The 25,722-nt window shown below is 40.5% G+C and carries 21 protein-coding genes and 1 pseudogene; 12 read left to right on the plus strand and 10 right to left on the minus strand.

The features are described 5' to 3' along the window. Nucleotides 1-321: 321 nt before the first annotated feature. The 4 genes from IM676_RS14930 to tmk all read left to right on the plus strand — a co-directional run bounded on the left by IM676_RS14930 (nt 322) and on the right by tmk (nt 8,027). Nucleotides 322-3,057, plus strand: coding sequence for a site-specific DNA-methyltransferase (locus IM676_RS14930; protein WP_200987621.1), 2,736 nt, complete (start codon nt 322-324; stop codon nt 3,055-3,057). Between the two features lie 11 nt (nt 3,058-3,068). Further along, on the plus strand, nt 3,069-3,620 hold the full coding sequence (locus IM676_RS14935) for a hypothetical protein (RefSeq protein ID WP_200987622.1): 552 nt from the start codon (nt 3,069-3,071) through the stop codon (nt 3,618-3,620). A gap of 24 nt (nt 3,621-3,644) precedes the next feature. Beyond that, nucleotides 3,645-6,773 (plus strand): BPTD_3080 family restriction endonuclease, encoded by a 3,129-nt coding sequence (locus IM676_RS14940; RefSeq protein ID WP_200987623.1) that lies wholly within the window; start codon nt 3,645-3,647, stop codon nt 6,771-6,773. A 612-nt stretch (nt 6,774-7,385) separates the two neighbouring features. Next, a complete protein-coding gene (gene tmk / locus IM676_RS14945) occupies nt 7,386-8,027 on the plus strand; it encodes a dTMP kinase (RefSeq protein WP_200987624.1) in 642 nt (213 codons plus the stop codon). Here tmk and dacB read toward each other — a convergent pair. After that, on the minus strand, nt 8,024-9,487 hold the full coding sequence (gene dacB, locus IM676_RS14950) for a D-alanyl-D-alanine carboxypeptidase/D-alanyl-D-alanine endopeptidase (protein ID WP_200987625.1): 1,464 nt from the start codon (nt 9,485-9,487) through the stop codon (nt 8,024-8,026). The genes tmk and dacB overlap by 4 nt on opposite strands. A 139-nt stretch (nt 9,488-9,626) precedes the next feature. Further along, nucleotides 9,627-11,522, minus strand: a complete 1,896-nt coding sequence (gene ilvB / locus IM676_RS14955) for a biosynthetic-type acetolactate synthase large subunit (RefSeq protein WP_200987626.1) — start codon at nt 11,520-11,522, stop codon at nt 9,627-9,629. Between the two features lie 181 nt (nt 11,523-11,703). On the opposite strand from ilvB, the gene IM676_RS14960 reads away from it, so the two are divergent. Continuing rightward, the gene (locus IM676_RS14960) at nt 11,704-12,540 is read left to right on the plus strand and encodes a DUF4351 domain-containing protein (RefSeq protein ID WP_200987627.1); all 837 of its coding nucleotides are present in this window, start codon (nt 11,704-11,706) and stop codon (nt 12,538-12,540) included. Here IM676_RS14960 and IM676_RS14965 read toward each other — a convergent pair. Both IM676_RS14965 and IM676_RS14970 read right to left on the minus strand, forming a co-directional pair. Beyond that, a complete protein-coding gene (locus IM676_RS14965; RefSeq protein WP_200987628.1) occupies nt 12,537-13,805 on the minus strand; it encodes an MFS transporter in 1,269 nt (422 codons plus the stop codon). The genes IM676_RS14960 and IM676_RS14965 overlap by 4 nt on opposite strands. 145 nt (nt 13,806-13,950) lie before the next feature. After that, a complete protein-coding gene (locus tag IM676_RS14970; RefSeq protein WP_200987629.1) occupies nt 13,951-14,520 on the minus strand; it encodes a hypothetical protein in 570 nt (189 codons plus the stop codon). Nucleotides 14,521-14,876: 356 nt separating this feature from the next. Between IM676_RS14970 and IM676_RS14975 the strand changes: the two genes are divergently transcribed. From IM676_RS14975 to IM676_RS14985, 3 genes and pseudogenes are all read left to right on the plus strand, one after another. Further along, nucleotides 14,877-15,995: a ferrochelatase gene (locus tag IM676_RS14975; protein ID WP_200987630.1), complete on the plus strand. Its 1,119-nt coding sequence runs from the start codon at nt 14,877-14,879 to the stop codon at nt 15,993-15,995. Between the two features lie 311 nt (nt 15,996-16,306). Then, nucleotides 16,307-17,181, plus strand: a protein-coding gene (locus IM676_RS14980; protein WP_200986959.1) for an IS630 family transposase whose coding sequence is annotated in 2 segments (ribosomal slippage) — nt 16,307-16,636 and nt 16,639-17,181 — 873 coding nt in all. Because the reading frame shifts where the segments join, the coding sequence is not laid out codon by codon here. 19 nt (nt 17,182-17,200) lie between these two features. After that, nucleotides 17,201-17,410, plus strand: a pseudogene (locus tag IM676_RS14985) (Uma2 family endonuclease); the annotation flags it as partial. A 265-nt stretch (nt 17,411-17,675) separates the two neighbouring features. On the opposite strand, the gene IM676_RS14990 reads toward IM676_RS14985, so the two are convergent. From IM676_RS14990 to IM676_RS15000, 3 genes are all read right to left on the minus strand, one after another. Further along, nucleotides 17,676-18,047, minus strand: coding sequence for a hypothetical protein (locus IM676_RS14990; RefSeq protein ID WP_225880378.1), 372 nt, complete (start codon nt 18,045-18,047; stop codon nt 17,676-17,678). Between the two features lie 44 nt (nt 18,048-18,091). Continuing rightward, complete coding sequence (locus tag IM676_RS14995; RefSeq protein ID WP_200990300.1) at nt 18,092-18,349, minus strand: hypothetical protein; 258 nt, start codon at nt 18,347-18,349, stop codon at nt 18,092-18,094. A 390-nt stretch (nt 18,350-18,739) separates the two neighbouring features. Next, entirely contained in the window at nt 18,740-19,285 is a 546-nt protein-coding gene (locus IM676_RS15000; RefSeq protein WP_200987632.1) for an NADPH-dependent FMN reductase, read from the minus strand. Nucleotides 19,286-19,614: 329 nt separating this feature from the next. On the opposite strand from IM676_RS15000, the gene ftsH reads away from it, so the two are divergent. Then, on the plus strand, nt 19,615-21,483 hold the full coding sequence (gene ftsH, locus IM676_RS15005; RefSeq protein WP_200987633.1) for an ATP-dependent zinc metalloprotease FtsH: 1,869 nt from the start codon (nt 19,615-19,617) through the stop codon (nt 21,481-21,483). A 68-nt stretch (nt 21,484-21,551) separates the two neighbouring features. On the opposite strand, the gene IM676_RS15010 is transcribed toward ftsH, so the two are convergent. Further along, entirely contained in the window at nt 21,552-21,800 is a 249-nt protein-coding gene (locus tag IM676_RS15010) for a zinc ribbon domain-containing protein (RefSeq protein ID WP_225880379.1), read from the minus strand. 189 nt (nt 21,801-21,989) lie between these two features. Here IM676_RS15010 and IM676_RS15015 point away from each other — a divergent pair, with 189 nt between their 5' ends. After that, nucleotides 21,990-22,688, plus strand: coding sequence for a BON domain-containing protein (locus IM676_RS15015; protein WP_200987634.1), 699 nt, complete (start codon nt 21,990-21,992; stop codon nt 22,686-22,688). Between the two features lie 42 nt (nt 22,689-22,730). On the opposite strand, the gene IM676_RS15020 is transcribed toward IM676_RS15015, so the two are convergent. Further along, the gene (locus IM676_RS15020; RefSeq protein WP_200987635.1) at nt 22,731-23,141 is read right to left on the minus strand and encodes a heavy metal-responsive transcriptional regulator; all 411 of its coding nucleotides are present in this window, start codon (nt 23,139-23,141) and stop codon (nt 22,731-22,733) included. Nucleotides 23,142-23,403: 262 nt separating this feature from the next. Here IM676_RS15020 and IM676_RS15025 point away from each other — a divergent pair, with 262 nt between their 5' ends. After that, nucleotides 23,404-24,219, plus strand: a complete 816-nt coding sequence (locus IM676_RS15025) for an aromatic ring-hydroxylating dioxygenase subunit alpha (protein ID WP_200987636.1) — start codon at nt 23,404-23,406, stop codon at nt 24,217-24,219. A 13-nt stretch (nt 24,220-24,232) separates the two neighbouring features. Here the strand turns inward: IM676_RS15025 and IM676_RS15030 are convergent, their stop codons facing one another. After that, nucleotides 24,233-25,267, minus strand: a complete 1,035-nt coding sequence (locus tag IM676_RS15030; RefSeq protein WP_200990106.1) for an IS701 family transposase — start codon at nt 25,265-25,267, stop codon at nt 24,233-24,235. Nucleotides 25,268-25,392: 125 nt separating this feature from the next. Between IM676_RS15030 and IM676_RS15035 the strand changes: the two genes are divergently transcribed. Further along, nucleotides 25,393-25,629, plus strand: coding sequence for a hypothetical protein (locus tag IM676_RS15035; RefSeq protein ID WP_200987637.1), 237 nt, complete (start codon nt 25,393-25,395; stop codon nt 25,627-25,629). The last annotated feature ends 93 nt before the right edge of the window (nt 25,630-25,722 follow it).

Genomic DNA, 25,722 nt, shown 5'->3' on the forward strand with positions numbered 1-25,722 from the left:
ATCTATCTAAAGATAGATGCAAAGGTTTTTAAAGTAAACATTATTGCCAGAGTGCAAAGACGTTAGTATAATACAGAAGTTGAAATTACGGCAGAAAATCTCAAAATATCTGAAAATTACTCACTTTTTGAATTACCGGCATTACGTATAAAATAGCACCAAATATAATTTACTCATATCCAAGGAATAGATGTTCACCTATATCATTTAGGCTTGATGACGGTAAATGATATGGGCGGTAAGCGGTAAAGATTTATTAAATAAGTAACTGAAGCAGTAGTGACAGTTACTATAATAACATATTGGCTCTCAGTATTTATTATGTCCAAACAGCAACAAAGCGGGAAATCAAAGGAAGCTAAAACTTACGCTCACTCTCATGAGCATCCTTTAAGGCCAGATATTGGTACTGAGTCTCACTTTCAGAAGAAAAAGCCCCCAGTAACCTATCGCTATGATTCCTCTTTGTCACCTTCTTTGGAATGGGATGATAACCCCTCTAGGGAACAAGCAGAAGCGGAAATAAATACTATTAGTAATTACTTAACTGAACTTTCAGTACAGTTAGAGAAGTTAAATCATATTGAATCTAGTTTAGATCCTGAAGGTAAGAAAACAGTCAAGGAAATCAAAGAACAGCTGACACAACAAGTATATAAGGCTCAAGAGTCATTGGATAAACTCAAATCCATGAGTCAACCTTTCCTCAACTGGACTGGTAAAGCTGAACGGTTATCTTTTGATGTACCAACATTACCTTTATTTATCCATGAACGTATATCAACCAGAGCAATTATTGAAACCCTGAGAAGTCATAAAATAGGTACTAACAATTTACCTTTATTTGATTTATTCAGTGACCCCCAATGGTCTATTACTGACCAAATCCTCAAAGCCTACGAATATCAGGGGGACTGGGTAAACCGGATGATTTTAGGTGACTCCCTAATAGTAATGAACTCACTATTACAGTATGAGGGTTTGGGGGGTCAAGTGCAGATGATTTATATGGACCCGCCCTATGGTGTCAAGTTTGGTAGCAATTTTCAGCCTTTTGTCAGAAAGCGGGATGTTAAACATAATGATGATGATGACCTCACCCGTGAACCGGAAATGGTTCAAGCTTATCGCGATACCTGGGAATTAGGGTTACATAGTTACTTGACTTATTTAAGAGATAGGTTGTTATTGGCTAGGGAGTTATTAACTGATAGCGGTAGTATTTTTGTCCAGATTAGTGATGAGAATGTCCATCATGTGAGGGAATTGATGGATGAGGTTTTTGGTTCAGATAATTTTTCAGGGATGATTAATTTCGTCACAACTATTGGAGGGACTCATCCTAGAAAATTACCGGGAAATAAAAATTATCTACTGTGGTATGCAAAAGAAATTAACAAACAAAAATATTATAGAATTTTTGAACCCAGGTCTTTAAAAAATGAAGAATTAAAAGTATACTATAGGGTGGAAATGGCTGATGGAACTAAACGCCGTTTAACAAAACCAGAATTAGAAGGATATCAGCCTATACCAGAATCTTGGAAACGTTATCGACATTTTGATATAACTAAACCTGGTCCTGGTAGTAAATATGATTTTGAATTTGAAGGCAGAATTTATAATTCTGGGAAAAGATGGTGGGGTACAAATAGAGAAGGGTTGCAAAATTTATTAAAAGCAAAAAGATTAGAAAGTACAGGACAAACTTTATGGTTTATTAATTACTGGACAGATTTTCCTTGTACAACAATTACTGATACATGGAATGATACTATTTCTAGTTTTTCAACAGAAAAAATATACGTAGTTCAAACAGATACAAAAGTAATACAACGCTGTCTCCTCATGACCACCGACCCCGGCGACCTTGTACTAGATCCCACCTGCGGAAGCGGTACTACTGCTTATGTTGCTGAACAATGGGGACGACGGTGGATCACCTGCGACGTGAGTCGAGTCCCTTTAGCCCTAGCTCGTCAACGTCTCCTAACTGCAACCTTCCCCTGGTATCAACTCCAAGATGGTAATTCACCCGCAGGGGGGTTTATCTACAAACGTAAACGGAACAGTAAAGGCGAAGAAATTGGGGGAATTGTCCCACATATCACCCTCAAGAGTATTGCTAATAATGAACCACCTCAAGAAGAAATTTTAGTTGACCGTCCCGAAGAAGATAAAAACACCGTGCGGGTCTCCAGTCCCTTTACCCTGGAGGGAACTATTCCCCCACCAGCGGATATGGAAGATCAGGGAGTACCAGCAACAGAAGCAGTGGAAATTAATACTACAGCTTCTTTTACCGACCGGATGTTAGAGGTGTTGCGTAGGTCTCCAAAACTGCATTTACCAGATAATAAAACTGTTACCTTTACCAGTGTTAGACAACCAGCTAGAAGTCAAAATCTCTCTGGTGAAGCAATGGTAGATGATAAACCAGTAGCTTTTTTGTTTGGACCGGAAAACGGCGCAATTTCAGAAAGAGCGGTATTTGAATCAGCAAAAGAAGCACAACTCAAGAATTACAGTCATTTTTATGTAATTGGGTTTGCTATCACTCCCAACGCTCGTCAATTAGTAGAAAATTGTCAAGCAGCAATAGGTATACCCGCCACCTATATTCAAGCTACACCAGATTTACTGATGGGTGACCTACTCAAAAATATGAGAAGTTCCCAAATATTTAGCGTCTGCGGTTTACCAGAAATTGAAATTACACAAAATCAGGAGGGTAAATACCAAGTTGAATTATTAGGGTTAGATGTCTTTGATCCCGTAACAATGGATGTTAACCACCAGCAAGGTAAGAATGTACCTGCGTGGTTTTTAGATACAAATTACAACGGTTTATGTTTCTATGTCCGTCAGGGATTTTTCCCCCGGACAAGTGCGTGGGATAGCATTAAGAAGGGCTTAAAAGGTAGTTATGAAGATACTGTTTGGGAACACCTAGCAGGAACTACCAGCGCACCTTTTGCAGCTGGAGAACATAAACAAATTGCGGTTAAGGTGATTGATGACCGTGGTAATGAGTTATTGGTAGTTAAGAGTTTGTAAAGGTAAATAATATGACTGGATTACATAGTCACTGCTTAATTTGTGAAAACATAATTTCTATCCCTGACACAGAAAAAATAAACTGGGAAATGCCACAATATCAGTTAGAAGGCGGGTTAATTGGACTATTGGGATATATCGATGACACAATACAGTACCCATCAATCCGAAAAAGTACCCACGAAATTGAGAACAACCGTAGAAAAATAGGTAATGTTATCACTATTATTACACATGATTCTGGAGAGGGAGAAGAAAGATATTCTCGTGAAAATGTATATAAAGTTTTAAATGGTTTTGGTAAGATTGGATGGGAGGTAGTGAGTACAAACACAGATTATTATTACAATGATGAAAAGCATTATGATCTTGAGAAAAGATATTTTATGACGGAAATATTAAGATATGGAAACACTAGTGACAATGAAGATATCATAGGTAAAATATCCTTAACCAGAACAAAATATTTAATGAAGAAAACAAAAGACATTTCAGAGTTGACAGCTATAGAAATACAAAAAATAAGAAATGCGGAAAATAAGAAAAGATCATCTTGGTTTTAAAATCTATTAAAACATTTATAATTCATGTCCTCTGAAGTCAACGAACCCATCCTAAATTCTCCCTTTGATGAACCATTACGCTACTGGTTTATCAGAGAAGGTGAAGAACCCCAGTTAAAACAAGGCCGTCGCCCTGCTATTGTTTACCCCCCACTTGCAGCTGATATAGATTGGAATTTAGGAAAAGTTCTTAAGCCTTCCCCTGCTGATGAATTTGCTCCTGGTTTTGAAATGGTGCTAGTTAATCAAATCAGGAAAAGGGTTAAGGATTGGAGACAGCAACGCTACCCAGGAGTTACCCGCACCACCTTAGAACTATTAGAGTATTGGAACAGAGACGGAAGGGAAAAAAGGTTATTCTTCGCCCAAAGGGAAGCGGTAGAAACTCTCATTTTTTTGAGAGAAGCAAGGGCTGATTTTCTCCAAGGTATTTATATACCCTTAGATGAACCCATTGACACCGCACTCAAAGCCTTTACCCGTTATGCTTGTAAAATGGCTACTGGTTCGGGTAAAACTACTGTCATGGGAATGTTAGCAGCTTGGTCAATTCTCAATAAAGTTAATTATCGCTCTGATTCCCGTTTTTCAGATATCATATTGATAGTTTGTCCTAACGTCACCATCAAGGCCAGACTTCAGGAATTAAACCCTAACAACGCAGAAGCCAGCCTATATCGCACCCGTGACCTTGTACCATCTAACCTGATGGATAAACTCAGACAAGGTAAAGTTTTAGTCACTAATTGGCATATCTTTGAAAAGCGATCGCCTAGTACATCTGGAGATGATGCAGCAAAAGTGGTTAAAGTAGGTGTACCTACAATTACTACAGAGACTATTAAAATTGCCACAAAAAACGAAACAGCTAGGGGCACAAGATACTTAACTTTAGAAAGTTTACAACAACAAATTGCTATTGGTCAACTACAAGTAATTGAAGAAAATAAAGATAAACAAGGTAATGTCATTTCTGTTAAAGTTAAAGCTACTCGGTATTTAGAAAGTGATGCAGCTTGGATTAAACGAATTTTAACTGATGCCATTGGCAATAAAAGTAATATTTTGGTATTTAATGATGAAGCCCATCATGCTTATAGAATTGTCGCAGATCAAAAGGACAATGATGGGGAGGATGAAGGGGCTGAATATGAAGATAAAGAAGCCACTATTTGGGTTGAAGGTTTAGACCGCATTCATAAATATCGGGGGATTAATTTTTGTGTAGATTTATCTGCTACACCTTATTATCTCAAATCCGCTCGCCAAGATGGTAATAAACCATTTGCATGGGTAGTCAGTGATTTTAGTTTAATGGATGCTATTGAGTCCGGCTTAGTTAAAATTCCTCAATTACCCATTAGAGATACTACAGGAGCAGAAGTTTCAGATTTAGCATATTTCAATATCTGGAAATGGATTATGCAAAAAATGACCACATCAGAACGTGGGAAGAAAGGCGCAGATCCCAAACCAGAAGCAGTTTTAAAATATGCTCAACATCCTATGGCAATTTTAGCGGGACAATGGGAAGAAATACGCCAAGAATGGGCAGAAAGTGACGACCCTAGACCCCCTGTCTTTATTATTGTTTGCAAAAATACTAAAATAGCTAAGTGTATTTATGAATGGATAGCAGAGAATCAACAACCCGTCAATGTTTCACCCTGTAGGATTGAATCTTTAAGGAATACAGACACACAGATTAATACAATTCGTGTTGATTCTAAGGTGGTTGAAGAACTAGACTCTGGTAACACCAAATCTGATGAATCTAAATGGATGCGGTTTACCTTAGATACCATTGGTAAAATAGCATGGCCAAAGGACAGTCAAGGTAGAAACATTTATCCAGAAAATTTCCCAGAATTAGCCACTAAATTAAACCGTCCTCTACATCCGCCAGGGCGTGATATTCGTTGCATCATCTCAGTAGGTATGCTGACGGAAGGATGGGATACTAACACAGTAACTCATGTGATTGGGATTCGTCCTTTTATGTCCCAACTTCTGTGTGAACAAGTAATTGGGAGAGCATTAAGAAGACGTAACTATGATTTAACTGAGGATAACAAGTTCCCTGAAGAAACGGCAAAAATATTTGGTGTACCCTTTGAAGTTATTCCTTTTAAAGAAAACCCATTAGGCGCAAAGCGAAAACCAGAAAAACGCCACCACGTTTATGCAATAGCTAGTAAGTCACAGTACAGAATTGAATTTCCTAGAGTCCAAGGTTACACCCAAGCTATTCGCAATCAGGTAACTGTAGATTGGGATGTAATCGCCAAGTTGGAAATTAACCCGTTTAAGATAGCGCCAGAAGTACAAGTTAAAGCCAATATTCCCAACAATCAAGGGAGATCAAGTTTAACCGGACCTGGGAAACTTGAAGGTATGAACCTGAACCCATACCGCAAAGATAAAAGGTTACAAGAATTAGTCTTTGATTTAGCTAGAGATTTAAGTGTAACCTACGCCAAGTCAGATAAGTGTGAAGCCCCTCCCCATATACTATTTCCCCAATTACGGAGAATTTGCGATCGCTACATATCGGAAAAAGTAGTACTGGTTCCCCCAGCAGATAAATTAGATGTTTTTGTTTCTCCTTACTATGGTTGGGTAATAGAGAAATTAACAGAAGCTATTCATCCCGACACCGGCGCAGGGGAATCCCCGGAGGTTCCAATTTATGAAGCACATCGGGGGAATGGTTCAACAGATGATGTTAACTTCTGGACAAGTAAACCAGTGCGAGAGGTAATTAACTCTCATATTAACTATGTTGTTGCAGATACTTGGCAATGGGAGCAAACAGCAGCATATATTATCGATACCCATCCCGCTGTAGGGGCTTTTGTCAAAAACGCCGGCTTAGGTTTTGCAATTCCCTATTTTGATAATGGAGAAGACCACGATTATATTCCCGACTTTATCATCAGGTTTAAAACACCAACATTGAGTTATTTTATTCTGGAAACAAAAGGATGGGACCCACTGCGAGATGTTAAGAAAGCAGCAGCCATGAGATGGTGTAATGCTATTAATGCCGATGGCAAATATGGTTATTGGCAGTATGCTATGACTGGATTAAACAATGTAAAACAGTTGATTGACGAAGCAATAATCAGTCAGACGACAGCCCAGGGTCCCTAGCTGAATGCGATCGCGAAGCGCTCCTGCTAAAGGCGATCGCTACTCAAACCCGCGGGTCACTCACCTCCAGGTATAAGTCACAAAGCTTTCCTGTTCTCATGTTGATGAGCAAATTTGTCTTAGTTTCTAGATACAGCAGTTTTTGCTGTAAATCAAGTACACACCTTAGTATCATAAATCTTGTGGGGTGGGCATCTGGCCCGCCCTACTGTACCTCACTTATATGAAATCTGCTGTATCTAATGCTCTATGGGGCGGGTAGCCTCAGTTATACCCTTTACCACACTTCTGATTGATCGGGGTGTGGGTGATCAGGTTAACAAAGTTTTATCAAGAAAATGTTGCATTTTATCCCAGAAGGGTTACTATTAATATAGTGCAAGGAGTGGTACCAATTCGCTCAATGTTTGTTCCAAGTAATCCTGGAAATGCTCGACTTACAGTAGCATTGCAGTCTTTTAGTTAGGTATCAAACAAGTCGAATGGTATTAACTTTGACAAAGAGGCAACTGCTAGCAGTTGCCTTTTTGTGTGTAAAAAATTAGGCAAAACTTTCCTGGTCCCTTGTCAGTTAGCCTTGGTCTCCAAATATTTTCAACTGATATAAAAACCATGACTGGTAAATTAATTATATTTGAAGGAGTAGAAGGGTGCGGCAAAACTAGCCAGATGCAGCTTTGCGCCCAATGGTTGGAGAGTCTGGGTATTCCCATAGTCGTGACTCGTGAACCGGGGGGAACTGAGTTAGGCCTAGATTTGCGCCGGATTTTACTAAACAACCCAGAAAATCTACCCATTTCTCAGGTAACTGAATTATTATTATATGCTGCCGATCGCTCCCAACACGTGGCACAAGAACTTAAACCACATCTAGCTGCAGGAAAATATATACTGTGCGATCGCTACACCCACTCTACCACTGCCTACCAGGGTTATGGTCGGGGTTTGAACATCAACTTAATTAATCAACTCAACCATATTGCCACAGATGGTTTAGTAAGTGACTTAACCATTTGGCTAGATGTTGATGTGGAGGTAGGACTAGCTCGTAAACAAGCAGCAACAGGGGGATTAGACCGCATTGAGCAAGAAACAATAGCGTTTCATCGGCGTGTTCAGCAAGGATACGCAGATTTAGCCGCACTCTATCCCTCTGAAATTGTCCGGGTAGATGGTAGTTTAACTCCAGAAGCAGTGCAACAAGTAATTCAGAAAATATTACACCAAAGGCTGCAACTGTTAAATTGCACTTAACAAGGCTGTAACTGTGTTAATAAAAGGACAATTTCATCTACTGATTGGCGCACAACTCTAGCCGGTTGTTCATAATGATTGACAATGATACTAAAAGCCAAAGGCTGATAATTAGGACTATTCACATATCCTGATAGGGACACCACCCCAGTCATTGTACCTGTTTTTGCCTGGACAATTCCCACGGCGGGAGTGTCCCGCAGGCGATTTCTTAAAGTACCGCTTACCCCCGCTACGGGTAGGGAATCGCGAAAAATTTCTGCTTGTGCTGATTGGGCTATAGCGTGTAAAGTCTGTACCAAGGCTTGGGGACTAATTAAGTTTTTGCGTGATAATCCAGAACCATCTACTAATATGTAACTACTAGGGTCTACTCCTAACTGAGTTAAACTATTCTTGACCACTGCTAAACCGACATCAGCTGTAGTTTGATGATGTTCTCCTGGTTGTTTAATTGCTAAAGCCCTGAGTAAGGCTTCAGCATACAAATTATTACTATTGACATTTGTCTCTATTAATAGCTCAGACAAGGGGGGAGACTCCACTGCTGCTAGTTCCCTTTGGTTTTGACTACCAGTACCGTGAGATATATCTTGTACGGAAATTCCTTCCTTAACCAAAGTCTGGCGGAAGTGACGCAGGAAATGCTCAACGGGATTAAAAACTGCGATCGCCCTCATGTTAGGGGTGGAATTTACAGCCATCTGTCCTTGAATGTGCAATACTGGACCGTGTAAGCTGCGGCTAACTCTGAGAAATCCCGATTCATTTTTTTGAGTAGTCACAGAATTATTTTCTACTCGCCACACAAATGCATCCGCTGGTTCATTCCACTTCAGTTGTAATGGTTTACCGATGGTTTGGGGCCAAACTTGAAATACAGAAGCATTTTGATTCAGAATTAAACTGCTGACTGGTGCGCCATAGTCAGCTGCTAAGTCCTCCCATTCCCAACTGGGATTGACAATATCCCCTTGAAAATAACTATCATCAGCAATCAACTGGTTGACTTGACTAATACCCTGCTGGTGTAACTGCTGGGCTAATTTTTGCAACTGGGGAATCTTTAAACTGGGGTCTCCCCTACCGAAGACACGCAAAACACCCTCCCCATCTTGATAAACGGAGGTACGAATACGAAAATTAGCACCCAATTCTTGTAGTGCTGCGGCTGTTATCAGTAATTTGGTGTTGGAGGCTGGGGTAAAGTATTTCTCACCATCTCGCTCATAAAGTGTTTGTTGATCAGCCAGATTTTTGACGATAATTCCCCACCGCACCCGGCTAAACTCAGGCCTGTTGGTTATGGTTTCTACCTCTGAGTTGAGTTGGGCGGGACAAATTGTTTTTTTGGTGGGCGTGGTTGATGTTTGTATCTGTGCTGTGGCTGTTTGGGGGGTGATGGCAATTTGGCTACTCAGAAATAACAGCAGCAAGCCAATGGTAATTTTTTTAGACATGAATGTAATTTGTAATTCTTAAGTTTCTGTGACAAAAAAGCAGAGGATTGGTTCCTCTGCGTATAAATACTGTTAATTTTCCCTTTCCCCTAATATAGGGTATGTGGATGGTCAAACCTCCGTAGTGCAGTTCCGCTCCTTATAATTTGGTTCCACATTCAGAGCAGAACTTATGAGCGGGGTGATTTGTTGTCCCGCAATTGTTACAAGTCATTGGTTCTACTCCGGCTTTGGGTGGTTGCATGGGCAAACCAATCATTTGAGCGTTGCTTTTCCCAGGGGCTACCATGGGGTAGCAGTTTTCGTCTTTGGTCACTCGGACATCAACCACGACTGGTCCATTATGTGCCAGCATTTCCGCGATCGCATCTTTTAATTGATCACGACTGCGAATTACCATGCCTTTAATCCCATAGGCTTTGGTCAAATACTCAATATCCGGCATTCCTACTTCCATATTAGAGCATGAGTAGCGCTCACCATAAAAGGCTTGTTGCCACTGGCGCACCATTCCCTGCCAACCGTTATTTAAAATTACGGTCTTGACATTAATCCCATACTGTGCTAAAGTCCCCAGTTCTTGCAAACACATCTGGAAACTAGCATCACCACTAATACAGATAACTTCTTCATCTGGGAATGCGACCTTTGCACCCATAGCCGCCGGGACTCCAAAACCCATGGTTCCCAAACCCGCGCTAGAAATCCAGCGTCTGGGTCCATTTTTCAGGAATTGCGCCGCCCACATTTGATGTTGGCCTACATCTGTAGTGTAAAAAGCGTTGGGGGCTTGGCTACCAATTTCTACAATTACCTCTTGGGGGGAAATACTATCGGGATGCTGAGGTACTTGTAAGGGGTAGTCTTGTCGCCAACGGTTAATTAAATTTAACCATTCTTGGTTTTTATGTGGTATGTGCTTGATTCCCCCTTCCTGACAGCGACGCAACAGGTCTACCAACACATGGCGCACATCCCCTACAATTGGCACATCAGGAACTCTATTTTTACCTACTTCTGCCGGGTCGATGTCGATGTGAATTACTTTCGCATGGGAAGCGAATTCATCCAACTTACCTGTAACACGGTCGTCAAATCTAGCCCCAACGCAGATTAACAAGTCACAATCTGTCACCGCAAAGTTAGCATAAGCTGTACCATGCATTCCCAACATCCCTACAGACAGGGGATGATGTTCATCAAATGCACCGATCCCCATTAAGGTTGTAGTCACCGGGATATTAAATAGTTCGGCTAATTCCTTAACTTCTGCGTGTGCGTTAGATGCGATCGCCCCACCACCCACATATAATAAAGGGCGGTGACTCTTACGAATCAACTGAATTGCGGCGTTTATTTGTCTAGGATTCCCCTTAACCGTAGGACGATAGCCCCGTAATTTCACACTTCCCGGTTCTACGGGTACATAGTCGCATTCTTCTAAAGCCACATCTTTAGGTACATCAATCAAAACCGGCCCTGGTCGTCCAGTGCTAGCAATGTGGAAAGCTTCAGCCACAATGCGCGCCATATCTTTAGGGTCACGCACCACGTAGGAGTGTTTGACTATTGGTAGGGTAATCCCGTAAATATCGGTCTCTTGAAATGCATCCGTACCAATAGCAGCCCGTGGCACTTGTCCTGTAACTATAATCATGGGAATCGAGTCCATATAGGCTGTAGCAATGCCCGTGACTAAATTCGTTGCACCGGGTCCAGAAGTGCCAAAGCATACTCCTACCTTACCAGTAGCACGGGCATAACCATCGGCAGCGTGGGTTGCACCTTGTTCATGGCGTACTAAAATGTGCTTAATAGCACCACTGGATTCTACTTTGTACAGGTCATCATAAATTGGCAGGATTGCCCCACCAGGATAACCAAAAATATATTCAACTTCATGGCGCAACAGACTGTCAAGCAACGCAAAACCACCAGTTGCACGCTTGGGCGCGACGACTGGTGATTGACCAGACTGATGATTGTGATTTTCTGTTTGTGGGAGACTAGTTAAGGATGGCAAGCGCACGGTCACGGTCAAACCTCAGACGATAGCTAAGTTAACGCGTAAATTCTGTATCTAGTATTCCATTTTAATGTAAAACTTGAATTTAAACTGTCTGGAAAAATATAAAGTTTGACATATAGCAAGAATTCCTGACATTTAGCCACCGGGGAACACCACTTTTAACTAAAAATATTATAGGCATTGATCCATGTCCTTTGACAATCTCTGCAAGCTACTATCAGAAAAACACCCCCAAAGGTTCGCCAGTTGGGTATTAGGGACACCGCAAGGGGATGTCAAAGTTCTCAAAACCGAATTAAGCATAGAACCCATCCGCGCCGATTATGTCACCTTTTTACAACTGCAAGGCAGGATTTTACATTTAGAATTTCAAACGAAATTAGAATCCACACCACCCCTACCACTGCGAATGTTAGACTATTGGGTAAGGTTGTATCGCTTGTATCGTTTACCAGTGACACAAGTGGTAGTATTACTGCTTCCTCCCCAAGATGAGGGCGAAATTACTACAGCCTTTAACGTGGAAACTACCCGTCATGAATATCGTCTAATTCGGATGTGGGAAGAAAACCCAGAAATCTTTCTCCAAGACCCAGCATTGTTACCACTAGCACCATTAACAGCGACCACCCAACCCCAAACCTTGCTGACGGAAATTGTCTTACGGATTAACGCCCTGGAGACAACGCAGCGTCCTGAAATTTCTGCTTACACCCAAATTTTAGCCGGGTTAAAATTTAAGAAGGATTTAATTAGAAGACTATTTCGGGAGGGTATGATGCGGGAGTCAGTAATTTACCAAGAAATTCTCGAAGAAGGGAAACAGGAAGGGAAACTGCAAGGGGAACAAATAGGGGAACGACGTTTAGTTATACGTCTACTTACACGCAGGGTGGGAGAATTACCCCCAGATATAGGCGCACAATTAGCAAATTTATCATTGGAAGAATTAGAAAATCTCGGTGAGGCTTTACTAGACTTTACCAGTTTGTTAGATTTGCAGTCCTGGTTAGGTAATAACTAAATTACATCTTGTAGCACTCCGCGGGTGTTGTTCCATGCCCAAATACCAACACCTGCAACTATAATACTCATTGCCACCAAAACAATTCTTAAGCCGAGCATATCTGTTAAAGGTCCGGTAATTGCCAGGGGTGCAGATAAGGCAATATTAACGATATGATTTTGAAAGCCAAATACTTTTCCGTGCATGGTAGGTGGTGTGCGCTGTTGAATTAAGGTTTGCATCGGTACGCCAATTAATGCAGCACCTACACCCAAAAAACCACTTAGTCCTAAGGCGAGAATTAAATTATGGGTGAAAGTAAACACCCCTAAGACCAGGGACATGATTAAAAATCCCATTAGGGGTAAGGGTTTGTGATGCAATTTATCACCCCAATGACCCAAAATTGCTGCACCAAATACCATACCTACACCCGCAGCGGCTAAGAAAAAGCCAAATTGTTTATCCTTTAAACCAAAGTCGGCGGCTAATCTAATAGTTAACACCATTAATGCGGCAAAGACACAATATAAAGTGGTGAGTTGCAGCATGGCGTTTAATATTAAAGGATTTTTTGTGAGATAGCCTAAACCTGCTTTGAAGTCAACCCAAGGATTAATTATACTGTGGCTTTCATTACCCGATAATCTGTTTTCTGTTCCGAAGTTAATTAGCTGTACGGCTAATCCTGATAATAGGTATAGTCCACCGACGACAATTTCTTGACCATAGTTGGCTCCTAACCAATCTTTGGCTAAACTTAATATTGGCTCTCCAATGGCAAAACCCACAATTAAAGATCCCATCATGGTGCTGCTGTAGACTGCATTGGCCGCCATAAAATTCTCTCGTCGCACTAAAACTGGGATAGCAGCTTGTTGAGCCGGAGTGAAAAATTGGGCTAAGGTGGAAATACCAAAAGTCAGCACCAATAACATGAAAAAGTCTCTCGGTAAAAATGCAATCAATAGCATTAATACAGTTTGAATATAGTTAGAGACGGTTAAAACCAACTTTTTAGAGAAGCGGTCAACGAAAATACCACCTGCGGAACCGAATAAAATCGCTGGTAATGTAAAGGCTAGCATCAAAATTGAGTACATAGAGTTTTGGGCTAACCTAGCGGGTGCTTGGTAATTCTCCAGGAGCGCCACCATTAACACAAAAAATATTTTATCTCCCAGCTGGGAGAATATCTGCCCAATCCACAGGAGCATAAAACCACGATTTTTTAGCAGGGCGCTAAATCCGTTATTGACAGCAGCTGGTTCAGTGGGAAACATGATACATACCGGGAATTTAAGACTGTAACTCGGATTAGTCAATAAGCTATATTTTCTCTGCTTCTCCTCATTTGTTGGTGTAAATATTTATTATTTGGGAAGTTTCAATTTTGAGTTGTTTAGTTTTCACTTATGTTGATTGATTCTATTGTTCATATTGTTTGATGAGTAAATGTAAAAATTCCCTTGCAGTCAGGGGAATTGGAGCTTGACAGACGTTTACAGATGAATCTATCCGCCAACCCTTTACGGTTTGGGGGGCGCGCCACATCGATAAATGGTCTACTGCGGGATCTGCGTAAAAGTTATCATCTCCACCACCTGATAATAAAGAAGTCCAATGGGTAAAATAATCATGACTCATGCGATGTATGGGAAAGTTACCCCATAGTGGCACTCCCCATCCATCTATAGCAATAAAGGCTTTGATATTACCACCTAACAATTGCCACGACCAGGCCGCCCCTATGGCTCCTACCACACCCGCACTAAAACTCATGAATATTACTGGTGATTTTACGTCATTCTGCAAGCGATCGCCTAAAAATTGCAGAATATGAACTGATGATAAAGCTAATAAACCATCACCGGGAAAAACCAGGATTTTACCCCTGTTTTGTGGTTTGCACTCATCAGATGTTGAAAAAAAGCATTCTGATGTAAACTTTTCTGTTAATCCTGGGTCATGGATTCCAGGGCAAATAATTATACTCATTTTTCTTCAGTCTTATAGCTGTTTTGTGCTTTATTACACTATTTTTTTAGTGATAGTAAGTAGGTGATTGCTCATATAAATTTACTCACTTAGTTGATGTTACCTTGATGATATCTGAAAACACCCCTCTAAACTAAATTCTTATGTGCAATCCAGCTTGATCAAGCAAATATTTTTTACTACTCAGTAAGAAGTAATCATCCTTATATGCCTTTTGATATATTATTGTTAACTCCATGATGAACCTATCCCCCTGGATGGGATAATAAACTACTAATTAGCAGATCAATAGAGTTATTCCCTAACGGAATACCTCTCACATCGGGTTTATATAGATTTATATTGAGGAACTGATTATGGTGGCCACACCAGAAAAACAGCAACACACTCACGAGGAATTACCAACAAAAGACCGGGTAGCTGTCTTACTCATGGGCTACGGTGAAGTAGAAAGCTATGAAGATTTTGCTAACTATAACGAACAAGCCTTAAATCTACTAACTGCAAAATTCGCACCAGTACCAACCTGGATTTATCCGCCCTTAGCAAAGCTATTGGCCTTATTTGACCGCCACGAGTGGGGACACACTCACCATGATTTTATTTCCCCACACAATGCCATCTTTGAACAGCAGCGGGCTGGAATTGAAAAGAATTTGCAGGCCAAGTGGGGAAATAGTATCCAAGTCTTCAAGGCTTTTAACTTTTGCGCCCCCTTCTTACCTGACCAAGTTTTAGCAGAAATTCACAATCAAGGTTTTGAGAAAGTCCTCATTTACCCTTTATTAGTTGTTGATTCCATCTTTACTAGTGGTATTGCAGTTGAGCAAGTTAACAATGCTTTGGCGAGTATTTCTCAGGGGGAAGAACATTGGGTCAAAGGACTACGCTACATACCCTCGTTTTATAATCAACCAGACTATATTGATTTGATGGCTAAACTAGTTGAGGAAAAGATTTCCTCTGACTTGGGTACAGCTTATTTACCTTCTCAAATTGGTATAGTATTAATGAATCATGGCTGTCCCCACAAGGCTAAAGGTTTCACTTCGGGAATCACTGAAAGTCAAGCCCTATATGATTTAGTCCGGGATAAGTTAATTAACCGTTATCCTTTAATTTCCGTGGGTTGGCTAAACCACGACACGCCTTTAATTGAATGGACTTTACCCAATGCACAGCAAGCTGCTAGTAATTTGATTCAATTGGGCGCAAAAGCAGTTATATTTATGCCTATTGGTTTTGCTACAGAAAACCATGAGACTCTCTTAGATGTACATCACATTATTCACGCTTTGGAGAAAAGGCATCCTAATGTAAATTATATCCAGATGGCTTGTGTTAACGATAATCCAGAGTTTTTGGCAATGGCGGCGGAATGGGCGAATGATCATATTGCTGAGTTAATGAATGAGGAAGCTATGGCGGTTAATCCCCAGTTGGCGGGAAGTCACCATCATCATCATCATCATTAGACTGGGAAACTTAATCCCCCCCTCCTGTGCAAGGGAGGAGGGGAACTGGATTTCCGGATAATTGCCAGAATAATGGTTTATGCCATTAAAATCTGACGAATTAAAATACTCATCACCTCACCAGGGTTAGCGGTTGGTAACAATGGACTCCAATCGCTAAGGTTTGCATAGCCAATTACTTGCAGATAGTGAATCTGAACCCATAGCTCAAGTTTCGTTGTTATTCTGAAGGTATAGCAACCGCCAAGGTAATTTAAGCATAAACTATAAGTAGTCCCTTTTCATGTGAAGCGATCGCTTGCTACAGGTATATGCCCAAGCCGTACAGTTACGACCTTCGTCAAAAAGTAATCCAAGCGATTGAACTCGATGGCTTGAAGAAAACTCAAGCCAGTCAAATGTTTAATATTAGTCGCAACACCATCACCCTATGGTTGAAGCGAAAAACCGAAACGGGGGACTTCCAAGCCTTGCCTAATCAGCGTCCTGGGAATGGTCACAAAATTACCGATTGGGAAAAATTTCGTGAGTTTGCTTCCGTACATGGCGATAAAACCCAAGTAGAGATGGCCTCACTTTGGCCTGAAGAAATTAGCGATCGCACAATCTCAAGAGCTTTGAAAAAAATTGGTTTTACGCGAAAAAAAAGACTTATGGCTACCGTGAGCGCGATGAGGTCAAACGACAGGCTTTCGTAACGCAGTTGTCTGAGTTACCTGTGGAGAAGATTGTATACCTCGATGAGTCAGGAATGGACAACCGAGACCAGTATGATTACGGTTGGAACTCAAAAGGACAGCGCTTCCATGCACTTAAATCAGGTCGTCGTGAAGGTCGGGTGAACATAATTGCCGCGCTGTGTAACCATAAGCTGATAGCTCCTTTCACTGTTGAGGGTGCGTGTAATCGAATAGTATTTGAGACTTGGCTTGAAGCTTGTTTGCTTCCCACACTCAAACCAGGACAGGTTGTGGTGATGGATAATGCCACATTTCATAAAGGTGGGCGCATTCAACAACTGATTCAGTACGCAGGGTGTGAAGTGCTGTACCTACCACCTTATTCTCCAGACCTGAATCAGATTGAAAAATGTTGGTCTTGGTTAAAAAGTCGAATCCGCAAAAAACTTGAGCGGTTTGATTCTTTACGAGATGCCATTGAGGATGTCTTGCTTTTTGCGTCCTAACCTCCTTGGCGGTTGCTATAAAACTGACTCTCTAGAAAAGTTGCAAGCAAAGATGAGAGAATATATAGAAAATGGTGCTGGTTTGGGTTGGTTGATTGACCGCAAAAATCAACGAGTGGAAATTTATCGTCGTGGTAGAAATGTGGAAGTTTTAGATCATCCTGTTAGTTTATCAGGGGAAGATGTTTTACCTGGATTTGTGTTGGATTTAACTGAGGTTTGGAGTTAAAATTACATGAAGACTTTCACGGCAATAATTTAGAGGATGTTTGATAAGTCATGATTAGTGTATCAACTATTGTTTGACCCCACCCTAACCCTCCCCTTGTAAGGGGAGGGGACTGGATTTTATTGTTTTGGTGTGTTCGGTGTGTTACCCATTCCTCATTCCTCATTCCTCATTCCTCATTCCCTGTTCCCTGTTCCGGTGTTCCCCGTTCCCTAAGATAAAAATTACCTGTTTAATACTTTCCAAACAACCTCTGAGAGAGAGTTTAAAGAAGTTGCTGAATTTTATTGACTGCGTTGATAATCAGAGAGGATGTTTTTTCTATTTCGGCTTTGGTGGTAAATTTACCAATACCAATTCTTAACGCTCCTTCAATCAGATTTTGAGCAAAATTCATCGCTTGTAAAACGTGAGATGGTGCAACAACACCTGATGAACAAGCCGCACCTGTAGAAATGGCTAATTGATGGCTAACTCTCGCAATAATCGCACTATTAGGAATATTCGGGATAGAAATATGTAAGTTACCTGATAAACGGTTGTTGAGGTCTCCGTTAATTACTAAATCAGGTATTTGTGATTGTAGCAAGTTTTGGAGTTGGTTTCGCAAAAGTGCGATCGCCAACCGCTTGTTCACAAAGTTCTTCAGTATATGCCAACCAAATTACTAATGTTGGTTCATTATTTCTCAGCGTAAACCCAATTAGCACTAAAACCCTGAATAGTTGCTAAAGAACTTAATGGTTGGATAGTTTTTTCGTAAGCATTAGTTAGAATTTCTAAATTTAATAAATCATTGGCTTGATTAACTTTCAATTCTGCAACAAAAGATTCAACTAAAGATAAAAAATAAAGATATTTATAAGAAGTAGCTCTAGAATCAAATAATCCTGCTAATGCTGAAATATTTAAATTATCAGCAATTGGTAAGTTATACATATTCAATTGAGATTTAATAGATTAAAGAAAAATTTTGGTGTTAAACTGTGAAATTATATAAAATTACAAGTGACAAACTAAACAAGGTAAATTATTATCTTCTTGATCTAAAATTTCTTTTAATGCTTCGGCTTTTTCCTTATTTTTTAAGTTCAGTGTAGTTTGCATCACGATAGAATTGGTATAATAGCAACTAATTTTGTTATTATGACTCAAAGGAGACAAAATTTAATTTATTTAGTAAAAAGTTTATTTAAATTTAAATGCTATTAAATAGCTAATTTTCTAGATATTTGCTTAAATTCAGTGAAAATCACGAACCCAAATAATATAAAAACCCCCGACTTCTCAAAGAAATCGGGGATCTGAGCCTCTCGGTGTTGACGATATCTAATTGACACCCCGCAACTTACGAGTATTATCAACTAAACTCTGAGCAAATTGGTCAAATCTTTCCGAGAGCTTTTCATCTAACAGCTTACCTTCGGGACTAAAAGCACCCCAGGCTTTACCAATAGCAATTTGTTCTGGTATCACCCACCCATGTACCCCTCTGATAATCAAGCGTAGGTCATTAAGTGCATTACTATTCGCCTGACCTCCCAAGACGCTAATCATTCCCGTCACTTTACCGGAGAGTTCATCAAAGCTCATCAAATCTAGAGTATTTTTTAAAACACCACTCAGACCGCCGTGATATTCTGGTGTGGCTAAAATCAAGCCATCAGCCTTAGTCACAGTATCACGTAACCTTTGCACGTCTGGATGTTGGGAATAATCTTTCCCCCCATGACAAAATGGTAAATTTAACTGGCGCAAATCTAAAACTTCTACCTCTGCACCCAAGGCTTCTACCCGTTGTGCTGCTACTTGTAAAGCCTTCTGGGTGTAGGAATCAGGTCTTAAACTACCACCAATACCAACAATATTTACCATAATTCACCCATAAAGTCAATATATTAATACACCACCAGCAAATAGTAAAGGCGGAGTCATTATGATTATGTTTATTTTATATAATACATATTTATATTTTTCTCGTCAAATGCCACAGCAGCAGTATATCTGAGTAAGTGTGGGATATGGGTGGGGAATTATGGGTAAATATGCTATTCCCAGGCTAAGAAACTGGAATTATTACGTTAAGCTTAGTCTAGAAGTTAGACTAGATAATAAAATAATGATTTCTGGTTAGAGTAATTTTTGCCAAAAACATAGGCATAAATTCAGGGCGCAGCTAATGCCACTAGAGAAAGGTAATTATTATGGAAAATTTCGGGAAAAAGTCATTGAGAAAACAGCGCACAGCTGCCTTAGTCGCTAGTTTATTGATCTTACCAGGTATTTTCATGGGTACTCCCGCCTGGGGGCAAAAAGCCGAGCGCGAATCCCTGACTTATGGTCAGTTAATTAATAAGTCTAAACAAGGGGAAGTAAAAAAAGTAGAGCTGGACGAAACCGAACAGATAGCTAAGGTTTATCTCAAGGGAAAAGCTCCCGATGCACCACCAATCAGGGTGAGGCTGTTGACACAAAATACTGAGTTAATTAACGTCCTCATAGAAAAACAGGTTGATTTCGCCCAGGTTTCCTCTGCCAATAGCAGGTTGGCGGTGGGGCTATTAATCAACCTAATGTGGATTTTACCACTGGTGGCTTTAATGTTATTATTACTGCGACGCTCTGCAAGTGCTTCTAACCAGGCGATGAGTTTCGGTAAGTCTCGGGCCCGCTTTCAAATGGAAGCAAAAACTGGTGTCAAGTTTGATGATGTGGCCGGGGTGGAAGAAGCCAAGGAAGAACTCGAAGAGGTTGTCACATTCCTCAAGCAACCAGAACGATTTACCGCTGTAGGCGCACGCATCCCCAAAGGGGTTTTATTAGTTGGCCCTCCGGGTACTGGTAAAACTTTACTCGCCAAAGCGATCGCTGGGGAAGCTGGTGTACCTTTCTTTAGTATTTCCGGGTCGGAATTTGTGGAGATGTTTGTGGGTGTAGGTGCTTCCCGTGTGCGGGACCTGTTTAAAAAAGCTAAAGAAAACGCCCCCTGTTTAATATTTATCGATGAAATCGATGCTGTGGGACGACAGCGGGGGACTGGTATCGGTGGCGGTAACGACGAGAGGGAACAAACTCTCAACCAACTGCTGACGGAAATGGATGGTTTTGAAGGCAACACAGGTATTATTATTATTGCTGCTACTAACCGCCCTGATGTCCTAGATGCAGCATTGCTCAGACCAGGACGCTTTGACAGACAAGTTATGGTTGACGCGCCAGACCTCAAAGGACGTGGGGAAATTTTGCAAGTCCACTCCCGCAATAAGAAAATTGACTCTAGTGTATCCTTAGATGCGATCGCCCGGCGAACTCCCGGTTTTACTGGTGCAGATTTAGCCAACTTACTCAATGAAGCCGCCATTCTCACCGCCAGAAGACGTAAACAAGCCATTAGCATTCTAGAAATAGATGATGCGATAGATCGAGTGGTCGCAGGTATGGAAGGTACGCCCTTAGTCGATAGCAAAAATAAGCGCCTGATAGCCTACCATGAAGTAGGACACGCCTTAATCGGTACATTACTCAAAGACCATGACACAGTGCAAAAAGTCACACTTATTCCCCGGGGTCAAGCACTAGGACTCACTTGGTTTACTCCCAACGAAGAACAGGGGCTAATTTCCCGATCCCAAATTAAAGCCAAAATCACCGCCACATTGGGGGGTCGCGCTGCGGAAGAAATTGTTTTCGGTCAACCAGAAGTAACAACAGGCGCAAGTAATGACTTGCAACAAGTTACAGCCATGGCCAGACAAATGGTAACCAGGTTTGGGATGTCTGATTTAGGATTATTGTCCTTAGAAAATCAAAGCAGTGAAGTGTTCTTGGGGCGCGACTGGATGAGTAAATCAGAGTATTCTGAAAAAATTGCCGCCAAAATTGATTCTCAAGTCCGGGAAATTGTCAACAGTTCCTACCTACAAGCAAAACAACTATTACAAGATAACCGCGAAGTTTTGGAATATTTAGTTGATTTATTGTTAGACCGAGAAACTATCGAGGGTGAACTCTTGCGAGAAATTGTCAGTGAACATACCAAAGTCAATGACGAAACCCTAGCTGTATCTTATTAATTGACACTCCCCACGGCTAGAAGCCGGGGGATTCTTGCTTCACGGGGACTCCAATGAATTTACCCGCGCTAACGCGCCGCTCCGCTAACTGCAAGCATCTTGACCGTGTGCCCCACGGCTGCAAGTCCACGTATAGCGACTACCTGAGCGGCTGCAATATCTCTATCTGTTGTATACCCGCAATTTGAACAAACATGAGTACGCTCCGACAGTTCTTTCTTACCAGTCTCAACTCCACAATTAGGACAGATTTGGCTGGTTTTACGTGAGTCTACCTTTTGAAAATAGACATCGCGCTTTAAACAGGTTTTAAGCAAGTCTTAAAGAATCTGCGTGTCTTCAGACCGCAGAGTGTCAAATCCCCATAAATTCGCCATCCTACCCAGGTATATCAATCAAAATTTTCAATACATCTCCCAGGAGAGAGGAAAAGGAAATCTAATTAATATTAGAGTCAGTTAAGGTTGCTGCACAAATGAGAAAACAGCAATTAAACGGATGTAATTATGACTATAGCCATAGATGAAGAACTCCAAGCTAAAGTTATAGAAAAACTGCATTGGGACGACCGTGTAAATGCGGCAGATGTCGGTGTAACTGTTGATCATACCAAAGTCACCTTACGGGGGACAGTACCTAGTTATCGAGCCAAAAGCATAGCAGAAAAAGATACCAAAGAAATACCGGGAATATCTGAGGTAATTAATCATTTACAAGTTCAGTATCCTAGTACAATTCCTGTTCCCATAGATGAAGAAATCGCCTCCAATGTAGCTAATGCTCTTAGTTGGGATCCAGATATTGATGCTAGCAAAATTGATGTGAGTGTTATCGGTGGGTTACTAACTTTACGGGGGACAGTAGACGCTTATTGGAAAAAATTTCAGGCACAAGACATAGCATACTCCATTACCGGAGTAATTGATATTATCAATGAACTAGCTGTTGTCCCCACTAAGATACCAGAAGATGAAGAAATTGCCAGAACTATTGAGAATGCTTTAGAACGCAATCCCTTTGTTGAAGCTGAAGATGTCAATGTCGTAGTGGAAAATGGCAGAGTTACCCTCACCGGCTTTGTTCCCAATTGGGCAGCTTGGAGAGCAGCACATAAAGCAGCCAGCTATACTAAAGGAGTAGTGAAGGTGGTTGATGGCTTGGCTATTCGTTACCTAGAAGAACAAGAATTTTTGGGTGAAGATTAACCTGTACATCTACAAATTCCCAAATATCGACCCGACGGGCTGTTATTGGATAATTGGGCAGATTTTATCCTCTTGCTGATCTGATTTATGGTGCCATCCAGCCAGTAATTCCCCAATTTGTGCACGTAAAGTCAATAACTGAGCAATTTGGCTATCAATCTGGGCAAGTTTTTCTACTAACTTTTCCTTAATTTCACCACAGGGGGGTTCCCCTTGGTCATAAACCGCCAGAATATCGCCAATTTCTTCCAGACTCAGACCTAAACTTTGGGCCCTTTTAATGAAAGCTAACCGGGTAAGCACGTCTACGGAAAATTGGCGAAAACCTCCCTCTGTGCGTGCTGATGATTTGATTAAGCCTAAACTTTCGTAATAGCGAATTGTTCTGATGGCAATTCCACTCAGACTTGTTACCTGACCAATTAAAAACAGTTTTTTATCCTGATTTAACACGGTAGACTTTACCCACTCTCGTGCTAACTATAACACCTTTTAGGAGTAGCTACAAGAGTCTGGTATATATCTAGTAATTATTTTACATTTAATTAATAAGAAAATAACAATTATATTTACTAGCTGTCATGTAATATCAACAGAGGCTTATCTTGATTAATTTACTTGTGCAACTATGTTTCTCGGTACTGAAATTAACCGTTTTTCCCAGATGCTCATGTTATTTCTAGATTAACCGCTTCACTTCAAGCGCAACTAGAAAATGAATGTTAAGCAGAACCTGATTTCAACCCATAAACCCAGGATTTTTAATCATCCTGAACGTTTTATTGAGGGATGGTACTGGGTGATACCATCAAAAAAACTGCGGGTCAAACAGGTAAAGCCTGTCACAGTTTTGGGTAGAGAATTGGCGATTTACCGTGGTAAAGATAAAAGAGCAGTCATTGTTGATGCTTACTGTCCCCACATGGGGGCTCATCTGGCTCAAGGGAAGGTGGAAGGTAACGAACTGCGCTGTTTTTTCCATCATTGGCAGTTTGATGAACAAGGATTCTGTGTTAATATTCCATGTTTAGATCAGCCGATTGCTGTGAGGTTAAAAACTTGGCCAACCGCTGAGAAATATGGCATGATTTGGGTCTGGACTGGAGACATACCCAAACAACCTTTACCCTTTATTCCAGAGTTAGAAAACAAGGAATTTGATGTGGCTTTTGGTAATGATTTCTTGGTTAACTCTCACCCTAACGCGGTGATGATTAATCCGATTGATACCCAACATTTTAATACTGTCCACAAACTAGCATCAAAAATTAATGTTGACAGACAAGAAATTAATCAAAATGCCATTATCTTCAGCAATACAATATCTATCGCTAAAAGTTCAATTTTCTTCCGGCTCATTGGTACTTTGTGTAAAAATATTGCCCAGAATATTTGCTATTGGTATGGTAGCACTAACATTGTGACAGTGCGGACGAATTTGTTCCAAATTCACATTATGGTGGCTCTACGCCTATTGGAAGGGAGCAAATCTGAAGGTAAAGTTATACTGATTATAGGACTTACGCATTGACAAAAAATATGATCTATGGATCATAGATCATGCGATCGCTATTAAGATTAGCAAAAATATGCTCACGTACAACTAAAGTAAACAGATTCCGTTGTATTTCATACCAATTGCTAATTATTTTCTCAGAGCGCATAAACTCCAACTTAACAAAAGCTTGAAGTGAACAAAAGATGTGAGTCTTAATTGCATGAGTATCTCTAACCATGAACCGACAAATTCCACATACTTGTTTTATGGCTCGATGAAAGGTTTCAATTCCCCAATGAGTATCATGAATTGTCATAAATTCATTTCTAGTTATATCCTCGATTCTTTCCTCATCTGGAAGATACAAAATATAGTGTCTAGAGTCTTCTTTTTTAAAGTCTTTCCTAAACAAATTTATAAATCCAAATTCTTTCAGATGAGTCCTTAATCCTTCTTCGGGAATAGCCAGAGTGCTTACTTGACAATACTTGTGTGGCTCATTTGAAACAGTTCTATTTTTTTCAATTCCGAAGAGAAAACCCAATTTCTGGTTTTTTAGAAATTTCAAATTTTCTACTCCTGAATACCAACTATCACCTGTTACAATTCTGGGTTTGACTCCCCAGCTTATTATTTCACTTACCATTTCTCTAAAATAATCGTTCTTTGTTTTTCCCTCCTTTTTATGATATATTCTGTAATTTATTGGCACTGAATTACCATGAATATCACTGTAATATAGAGTGATTAAATTTAAGCCAATGATTGTTTTATGGGCTTTACCTGACCAAAAATAACCGATTAATTCAGCATTTTTGGGGTCGCTGTAAATCTTTTCTATCACTGTATCATCTACACTTAGTATTCCTCCTACCAAGTTAATAACTTTTTCTATAATGTTGAATAAATCTTTCGGTTCATATCGCTCTCTCAGTAAAAAGCGATTCACACTATCATGTGAAACGTCTCCTAATATCTCTGCTAACCTACTGCACCCCCCAAACTTTGGCTCTGACAGTAAAAATAAGGTGTATAGGTCTAGATTGCATTGCGCTGTGGATGGTTTCGTGATTTTTCTAATTGTCTGATACCTAGCAAGTAGACGACCTATATTTATCAATGCACTATTTTGTTATTCTGTCAATGCGTAACTCCTAGATTAGTCAGAAACGTCGGGGGATTTTCGGTTGGTTATATAATTGCGTCTTGCTGTGGCTGACTAAAATTGCAGCTAGATATTTTATTAAAGACCGTCTGAAAATTTTTCAAACCATCAATTTTGATTTGAAAACCCCTATCAAAGCAGACGATTCAATTATACAATTTGTTAACCATCTGGAACAACAAAAACCCCTGATGTTAAAGACTTGGCAATTAGCGCGATCGCACCTTGAGATCAAAGAACACCCCAAAACATGGCGCGATAGCAGGTCTAATGATTAGTATAAAACCTTATCCCAAATTTCCATAAAAATGAAGTGGCAGAGCCACTTCAATAATTCCCAGGTAGAACCTAAATATGAGTATAACAACTAT

It is taken from the genome of Anabaenopsis elenkinii CCIBt3563, assembly GCF_015245355.1.
Taxonomy (GTDB): Bacteria; Cyanobacteriota; Cyanobacteriia; order Cyanobacteriales; family Nostocaceae; genus Anabaenopsis; species Anabaenopsis elenkinii.

Coding starts and splice junctions, on each gene's coding strand:
- IM676_RS15025 (WP_200987636.1), top strand. CDS start 23,404: ATGAATGTTAAGCAGAACCTGATTTCAACCCATAAACCCAGGATTTTT.
- IM676_RS14935 (WP_200987622.1), top strand. CDS start 3,069: ATGACTGGATTACATAGTCACTGCTTAATTTGTGAAAACATAATTTCT.
- IM676_RS14940 (WP_200987623.1), top strand. CDS start 3,645: ATGTCCTCTGAAGTCAACGAACCCATCCTAAATTCTCCCTTTGATGAA.
- IM676_RS14995 (WP_200990300.1), bottom strand. CDS start 18,349: ATGTATAACTTACCAATTGCTGATAATTTAAATATTTCAGCATTAGCA.
- tmk (WP_200987624.1), top strand. CDS start 7,386: ATGACTGGTAAATTAATTATATTTGAAGGAGTAGAAGGGTGCGGCAAA.
- IM676_RS14965 (WP_200987628.1), bottom strand. CDS start 13,805: ATGTTTCCCACTGAACCAGCTGCTGTCAATAACGGATTTAGCGCCCTG.
- IM676_RS15000 (WP_200987632.1), bottom strand. CDS start 19,285: ATGGTAAATATTGTTGGTATTGGTGGTAGTTTAAGACCTGATTCCTAC.
- IM676_RS14970 (WP_200987629.1), bottom strand. CDS start 14,520: ATGAGTATAATTATTTGCCCTGGAATCCATGACCCAGGATTAACAGAA.
- IM676_RS14975 (WP_200987630.1), top strand. CDS start 14,877: ATGGTGGCCACACCAGAAAAACAGCAACACACTCACGAGGAATTACCA.
- ftsH (WP_200987633.1), top strand. CDS start 19,615: ATGGAAAATTTCGGGAAAAAGTCATTGAGAAAACAGCGCACAGCTGCC.
- IM676_RS15015 (WP_200987634.1), top strand. CDS start 21,990: ATGACTATAGCCATAGATGAAGAACTCCAAGCTAAAGTTATAGAAAAA.
- IM676_RS14930 (WP_200987621.1), top strand. CDS start 322: ATGTCCAAACAGCAACAAAGCGGGAAATCAAAGGAAGCTAAAACTTAC.
- dacB (WP_200987625.1), bottom strand. CDS start 9,487: ATGTCTAAAAAAATTACCATTGGCTTGCTGCTGTTATTTCTGAGTAGC.
- IM676_RS14960 (WP_200987627.1), top strand. CDS start 11,704: ATGTCCTTTGACAATCTCTGCAAGCTACTATCAGAAAAACACCCCCAA.